The sequence below is a fragment of the Bradyrhizobium campsiandrae genome, assembly GCF_014529705.1.
In the GTDB taxonomy this organism is placed as follows: domain Bacteria; phylum Pseudomonadota; class Alphaproteobacteria; order Rhizobiales; family Xanthobacteraceae; genus Bradyrhizobium; species Bradyrhizobium campsiandrae.
Genome location: NZ_JAANIH010000328.1, coordinates 1 through 251, shown reverse-complemented (window position 1 = coordinate 251; position 251 = coordinate 1). Strand labels below are relative to the sequence as shown.

The 251-nt window shown below is 61.8% G+C and carries 1 pseudogene; it reads right to left on the bottom strand.

What is annotated here, in order from left to right:
- Positions 1-124 precede the first annotated feature (124 nt).
- Positions 125-251: pseudogene (locus tag G8O24_RS47495) on the bottom strand (hypothetical protein); the annotation flags it as partial.

Below are 251 nucleotides of genomic sequence, written 5' to 3'. Positions count from 1 at the left end.
GCGCCACCTCGATTTCCTGCGCGAAGAGGGCTGCAGCAGCGTGCAGGGCTATCTGTTCGGCCGACCGATGCCGGTCGAGATCGTGAACCGCATGATCGATGACGAGAAGGCGTCAAGACCACCCGCGGCCGAGCAGCAGCGTCGCCTTGACGATCGCGGCAGCATGCGCACTGGTCTCGACCGCTTGAATGAAGCTCTTGTCGACCTTGATCTTGTCGAATGGAAACGCCTGCAGCGTCGAGAGCGACGAA